Source organism: Leptolyngbya sp. FACHB-711 (assembly GCF_014695615.1).
Lineage (GTDB): Bacteria > Cyanobacteriota > Cyanobacteriia > Elainellales > Elainellaceae > Leptolyngbya_A.
Window position 1 is genome coordinate 1 of sequence record NZ_JACJOR010000054.1, and the last position, 6,297, is coordinate 6,297.

Sequence of the window (6,297 nt, forward strand, 5' to 3'; positions counted from 1 at the left end):
CCCAGCAGTGCATCACCCCTTTCATCGTCCCCGACTTTGCCCACTCGCGCAGCAAATCTGTCATTGGAGCAGCTGCATCACGACAGTGAACAATCACCGGCAACTCGAGTTCGCGGGCGATCACTAACTGTTCCTGAAATGCAAGCTCCTGCTGCGATCGATCGTCTGCCTTGTAGAAATCTAGCCCGGTTTCGCCAATGGCAACTACGCGGGGGTCAGATTGAGCTAGCGACCGAATTTGATCGGCTGTGTCGGGAGTCCATTTGTCCATATCCAATGGATGCAAACCCACTGCAAACGAGAGCTCGGGAAAGCGATCCGCAATACTCCGAATCTGCTCAAATTCCGCAGGCTCTACACAGGAGTGAACCAGTTGGGCAACGCCTACCTTGCGCCAGTTTTGAGCGACTTCCTCTAAGTCAGGCTGGAAGCTATCAAAGTTAAGGTGAACATGGGTGTCGATTAACTGCATGATTCAATAACCTGATTGGCTCCAACTTTTAACCTGTCAACTTTTGACCTGTTGGGTGTTGCCGAGCGACAAAATGAGGGCAAAATTTTGATCTTAAAGAACAGCAATTGCAACCAGTAACCCTTTTTATGGGGTAGATGTCCTTACCCGCTCCGTGCAATAGGTATCCCTCTGTAGGACTGAACAGACGGGAGCCCATTCCCCAAGAGTCACTGATAATTTAGCTTGCTGTATCTAGCTCACTGTATCTAGCTCGCCGCCCCAAGACAGCCATGCCGCAATTCAGTAGCACTATTTGGCTTTTTGCCGATCGCTCCGCCGCCCCCGAAAGGTAATTGCCCTTCTAAATTAAGGTAATTGCCCTTCTAAATTAAGGTAATTGCCCTTCTAAATTAAGGAAGCCGATGCAGTCGATGCGGTGGCTGGCGCGGTCGATGCCATTGCTTTTGCTTTGAACACTCTCGACAGACGTGCCTTCTTACGTGCGCCATTGTTAGGATGCAAGATACCGTGCTTGACGGCTTTGTCAATTTTGCTGTAGGCAGCCGACATCCGCTGCTGCACTTCCTGTTTTGCTTCAGGCGTTGGATCCACCGTGTACTTGTTCACAGCCTCGATATAACGCTTCGTCAGGGTTTTTACAGCGGATTTATAGGACTTGTTCCGCAGGCGGTTGCGCTCCGCGATTTCGACGCGCTTAATTGCAGACTTAATATTTGCCACAGCTATCTACCACTTCAACTTCTAGACAGTACAAATTTGAGACCAAGAATCTCAGGCGGGCATCATTCCAGCGATCTACCATCTTAGCAAAGCATTTGCCATAAACATAGGCTAAACTCGCATCTTTCTAGACACATATCCTCTAAAAATCCGGTTAAGCTAGAAGACATAATCGGTTCAGTCAGGTTCGCGGTTCCATCTGCGGTTCTCTGGGGATCGCAAACCCACCGTGTCAACCTCAGGCAGTTCCAGGCTTTCTATCCTTACCCATTGTGGCGATGCTGCGAATCATTCATCAGCGGGCTGAAGCACTCACCGAACTGCGACGGATCTGCGATCGCACTCATGATGATCAGGTCGTTCATAAAGAGGCAACCGTTCGAGAAGTCTTGCAGGCAGTGAAACGGCAGGGTGACCGGGCATTGCTGCACTACACCGAAGAATTTGACCAACTCATGCTAGAGCCAGGAGAGTTGCGGGTCACAGGCTCGGAGCTAGAAGCTGCTTATCAGCAGGTTTCCAAAGAGTTGCTGGAAGCAATCCAGCTTGCCTGTCGTCAGGTCGAAGCCTTTCACCGCCAGCGAGTGCCCAAAAGCTGGGTGCAGTTTGGCGAAAATGAGGTCGTTTTAGGCAAACGCTACACGCCGGTCGATCGTGCGGGGCTGTATGTGCCGGGGGGACGGGCTTCCTATCCTAGCACGGTGATTATGAACGCCATTCCGGCGAAGGTCGCGCAGGTTCCCCGCATCGCAATGGTGACTCCGCCTCGCCCAGATAAGACGATTAACCCTGCCGTTCTGGTAGCAGCACAGGAAGCCGGGGTACAGGAAATTTATCGTGTTGGAGGGGCACAGGCGATCGGCGCACTGGCATACGGAACCGAAACAATTCCCAAAGTGGACGTGATTACGGGGCCGGGCAATATTTACGTGACGTTGGCGAAAAAGCTGGTTTACGGCACGGTTGGTATCGACTCCCTCGCGGGTCCCTCTGAAGTCCTGATCATTGCCGATGGTCACGCCAATCCAGTCCACGTCGCAGTCGATATGCTGGCGCAGGCAGAACACGATCCAATGGCAGCAGCAATTCTGCTCACGACTGATACTGATCTGGCAATGAATGTTGTGGTCGAAGTGAAGCAGCAGTTGCTCAACCACCCGCGCCGATTGCTAACCGAAAAGGCGATCGCTCACTACGGTCTGGTCGTTGTCGTAGACTCCCTCGAACAAGCCGCCGAACTATCTAATGAATTCGCTCCAGAACACCTGGAACTGGAAGTCGAAGACCCCTGGAGCCTATTGGAGTATATTCGCCATGCGGGAGCAATTTTCTTGGGCAATTCTACCCCTGAAGCCGTTGGCGATTATCTTGCTGGACCCAATCACACTTTGCCAACTTCCGGTTCTGCCCGCTATGCCTCTGCTCTCAGCGTCGAAACCTTCCTGAAGCATTCCAGCTTGATTCAATACTCGCCGCAGGCACTCCAGAACGTGGCAGGGGCGATCGATGCGCTGGCAACTGCCGAAGGGCTGCCTTCGCACGCAGACTCAGTACGATTCAGAGTTCAAAAGGATGCAGGCGATCAGGAAGGGTAGATAGGAGCACGGGACGCTTAAGCTTTATTCTGGTCAAAGTTGATTTTGGTCAAAGTTGATTGAATTTTCAGGCTGAACCCGCGACACTGGACAGGCAAGCGATCGTTCTGGGAAATTCCAGGCTGAAGAATCATGCTGAACAAAATTCTAGTTGCGCTCGATAGTTCAGACTTATCGGAACTGGTCATTAAAGCACTTCATCAGCTTTCCCTACCGCAGGATGCTCATGTTGTTCTGGCGCATGTTTTAGTGAACTCTGACGCAAATCCTGACATCGCAGCCGATCGCCCCCCGGTTGACGCGGAAGAAATTTCTTATCATTCGCTAGAAAAATTGCAGGCTTATCAAGCAGATCTGCCCTGCAAAAGCGAAATCGAAATTGTGCGCGGCGAACCTGCGGAAGAGATTGTGCGCTTAGCCAATATCCATCACGCTGATTTGATTGTCATTGGCAGTCGAGGTTTGACAGGAATGACGCGCATTCTCAAAGGCTCGGTGAGCAACCAGGTCGTTGAAGAGGCAAGTTGCTCGGTACTGGTCGTTAAGCCGAGATAGTTTCCTTTGCTGACCTGAAGCGTGAATTCAGCTTGCAAGAAACTGTTTTAGGCGCAGCAGGCTTAACGTTTGTCCCAAATTCAGCGGCAGCAGCGAAACTCCCTCAAGGCGCGACTGCACCCAGCCCTCCCCCCAATACCATTCGTGATAACCATCAATCCCCTGGCTTAGCAAAAAGCGCAGACTATTAGGGGCTGCCCGATCAACCTGATGCTGAATCACAACTGGACCAATCCAGCTTGTAAACGAAAGTCCTGAATGCAGCGTTTCAGGCAACCCCTGTGAAAACGTTTGGGGAGAAAGCCAGCGACGAAACTGAGCCGGAAGGAGCAGACTGTCGTGGATTTGCTGCGCTGAGGCATCGAGTTCAATCCGCAGTGTACTTTGCTGAAAGGAGCCGAGCATAAGAGCTTTTTGTTAGAAGCTTGCAGGATACTTTATTCAGTATGCCAGGGTTGAAATCAAGTTGGAGACCAGATATCAATGAACGATCGCACCTCAATTACAGTAATCGTCAAGCTCTTTGCTGCCTATCAAGAAGCCTATGGAACCTCGGAACTGGTGCTGCAACTTCCAACAGAGTCAACCGTAGCGCAGGTTCGCGATCGACTCATCAGCGAACACTTTGAATTAGAACAGTGGCGCAGTCTGACTCGCTTCGGCGTAAATCTTCAGTTTGTGGAACCGGAGACCGTTTTGCAGGAAGGCGACGAACTTGTCCTCATTCCGCCCGTAAGTGGGGGTTAAATATCGCTTTATCAATCCCGAAGCAATCCTGAATTATCCCAAATCAAACCCGACAAAAATAGTCGGGTATATTTGACGGTATTTTTCGCCTGTGATAGCATCCGTTTTAGTTGGTCAGAAAACGCGACAGGGTTTGATTGGCTAACGGTTTATTGATCTGCTGAGTTGACTCAAGAGAGCGCATTTAGAGAGGAAGAAGTTCATGACCCAGGCGATCGACCCCACCCAAACCGCTGCTACCTTTACGGCTCTGAAGTGTAAAGAGTGCGGTGCAGAGTACGAACCTAAAGCACTCCACGTTTGCGAATATTGCTTTGGTCCACTGGAGGTCGCCTATGACTACAGTGCGCTGAGCCGGCTTGTGACGCGGCAATCAATCGAAGCCGGACCTAAATCTATCTGGCGGTATCGTCCCCTGCTGCCCGTCGCTACTAACAACCCGATCGATGTAGGCACTGGCTTTACTCCGCTGGTGAAAGCAAACCGTCTAGCACGTCGTTTGGGCATCAAAAACCTCTACATCAAAAATGATGCCGTGAATATGCCCACTCTGAGCTTCAAAGACCGGGTGGTATCGGTTGCGCTAACTCGTGCGCGTGAACTGGGCTTTACGACCGTTTCCTGTGCCAGCACCGGAAATTTGGCAAACTCGACGGCAGCGATCGCCGCTCATGCCGGACTTGACTGCTGTGTGTTCATCCCCTCCGACCTGGAAGCTGGAAAAGTGCTAGGTACGCTGATCTATGGTCCTACGGTGATAGCAGTTCACGGCAATTACGATCAGGTGAATCGCCTCTGCTCGGAAGTTGCAAATACCCATGGCTGGGGCTTCGTAAACATCAACCTACGCCCCTACTACTCTGAAGGTTCCAAGACGCTGGGCTACGAGGTCGCTGAACAGTTGGGCTGGCAGTTGCCCGATCACATTGTTGCCCCTCTGGCATCTGGTTCACTCTTCACTAAGATTTATAAGGGCTTCCAGGAATTCGTCAAGCTGGGACTGGTCGAAGATAAGACTGTCCGGTTTAGCGGTGCCCAGGCTGAAGGCTGCTCTCCAATCGCCCAAGCATTCCGCGAGGAGCGCGACTTTATTACCCCGGTGAAGCCCAACACCATTGCTAAATCAATCGCGATCGGCAATCCGGCAGATGGCGTGTACGCGCTGGATATCGCCCGCAAGACGAATGGCAATATTGAATCGGTGAATGATCAGGAAGTCGTAGAAGGCATCAAGCTTCTGGCAGAAACCGAAGGCATCTTCACTGAAACCGCAGGTGGCACAACGATCGCTACCTTGAAAAAGCTGGTCGAAGCAGGCAAAATTGACTCCGAAGAAACCACGGTGGTTTACATTACGGGCAACGGTCTGAAGACTCAGGAAGCGGTACAGGGCTACATTGGTGAGCCGCTGACGATCGAACCCAAGCTGGATAGTTTCGAGCGGGCACTGGAGCGGTCTCGAACCCTCGATCGCCTGGAATGGCAGCAGGTTCTTGTCTAGTTTTGCCTGATAATAAAGGCTTATGATTGACCTTGATTTCTGAGATTTCTGAAAATAACTATGGCTGTTAAAGTTCTGATCCCGACTCCGCTGCAAAAATTTACTGCCGACCAAGCCACGATCGAATGTGAAGGGCAAACGATCGCCGAACTGCTTGACTCTTTGGAGCAGAGCTTTCCCGGCATCAAAACCCGGCTCTGTGACGAGCAGGGTAATTTGCGTCGCTTTATTAACTTCTACGTCAACAGCGAAGATATTCGGTTCCTGGATGGACAGAACACCTCGCTGCAAACGGGTGATGAAGTCAGCATCGTTCCAGCAGTGGCAGGAGGCTAAGGACACCCAAGTCTTAAGTCTTTCGTTAAGGCAAGGGCTAAGCGATGAGTTACAGCAAGGCTCAAAAGGGGCGAAGAAACGCTTAACGGCGAAGAGGTGCCTCACTAAGCCGACGACCTGAATTTAGTTATTCATCAAGGAGGGTGCGCTCGCTGTGCCCTCTTTTGTGTTGCATGGATTCTAACTGAGCTACGTGCAAATCTTGCTGATCTTAATCGCTGAAGTCGAGAACAGTATGAGTTCCTCAGCGCTATTTATAGCTTTACGGATACACGTTCGAACAATGGTTGAAGGCAGCATCGACACAATCGCGAAAGCTATCAAATTCATCCCAGCGTTGACGCATCCAATTCTTGAGCACGAACCAC

General features: G+C 51.2%; 8 protein-coding genes and 1 pseudogene. 5 read left to right on the plus strand and 4 right to left on the minus strand.

Features of this window, described 5'->3' with window-relative positions; all coding sequences use genetic code 11:
* The coding region (locus H6F80_RS01060; RefSeq protein WP_190789769.1) for a TatD family hydrolase at window positions 1-472 on the minus strand (472 nt) is incomplete at its 3' end.
* Window positions 473-859: 387 nt separating this feature from the next.
* Window positions 860-1,195 carry a 30S ribosomal protein S20 gene (gene rpsT / locus H6F80_RS01065; protein ID WP_190789770.1) on the minus strand — a complete coding sequence of 112 codons (336 nt, stop codon included), beginning with the start codon at window positions 1,193-1,195 and terminating at the stop codon, window positions 860-862.
* Between the two features lie 278 nt (window positions 1,196-1,473).
* Between rpsT and hisD the strand changes: the two genes are divergently transcribed.
* A complete protein-coding gene (gene hisD / locus H6F80_RS01070; RefSeq protein WP_190789771.1) occupies window positions 1,474-2,790 on the plus strand; it encodes a histidinol dehydrogenase in 1,317 nt (438 codons plus the stop codon).
* 132 nt (window positions 2,791-2,922) lie between these two features.
* A complete protein-coding gene (locus H6F80_RS01075; RefSeq protein ID WP_190789772.1) occupies window positions 2,923-3,345 on the plus strand; it encodes a universal stress protein in 423 nt (140 codons plus the stop codon).
* A gap of 27 nt (window positions 3,346-3,372) precedes the next feature.
* On the opposite strand, the gene H6F80_RS01080 is transcribed toward H6F80_RS01075, so the two are convergent.
* Window positions 3,373-3,750 (minus strand): hypothetical protein, encoded by a 378-nt coding sequence (locus H6F80_RS01080; protein ID WP_190789773.1) that lies wholly within the window; start codon window positions 3,748-3,750, stop codon window positions 3,373-3,375.
* A 78-nt stretch (window positions 3,751-3,828) separates the two neighbouring features.
* Between H6F80_RS01080 and H6F80_RS01085 the strand changes: the two genes are divergently transcribed.
* The 3 genes from H6F80_RS01085 to H6F80_RS01095 all read left to right on the plus strand — a co-directional run bounded on the left by H6F80_RS01085 (window position 3,829) and on the right by H6F80_RS01095 (window position 5,929).
* On the plus strand, window positions 3,829-4,092 hold the full coding sequence (locus H6F80_RS01085; RefSeq protein ID WP_190789774.1) for a MoaD/ThiS family protein: 264 nt from the start codon (window positions 3,829-3,831) through the stop codon (window positions 4,090-4,092).
* Between the two features lie 202 nt (window positions 4,093-4,294).
* Window positions 4,295-5,593 (plus strand): threonine synthase, encoded by a 1,299-nt coding sequence (gene thrC, locus H6F80_RS01090; RefSeq protein ID WP_190789775.1) that lies wholly within the window; start codon window positions 4,295-4,297, stop codon window positions 5,591-5,593.
* Window positions 5,594-5,653: 60 nt separating this feature from the next.
* On the plus strand, window positions 5,654-5,929 hold the full coding sequence (locus tag H6F80_RS01095; protein WP_190789776.1) for a MoaD/ThiS family protein: 276 nt from the start codon (window positions 5,654-5,656) through the stop codon (window positions 5,927-5,929).
* A 262-nt stretch (window positions 5,930-6,191) separates the two neighbouring features.
* Here the strand turns inward: H6F80_RS01095 and H6F80_RS01100 are convergent.
* Window positions 6,192-6,297: pseudogene (locus H6F80_RS01100) on the minus strand (IS630 family transposase); the annotation flags it as partial.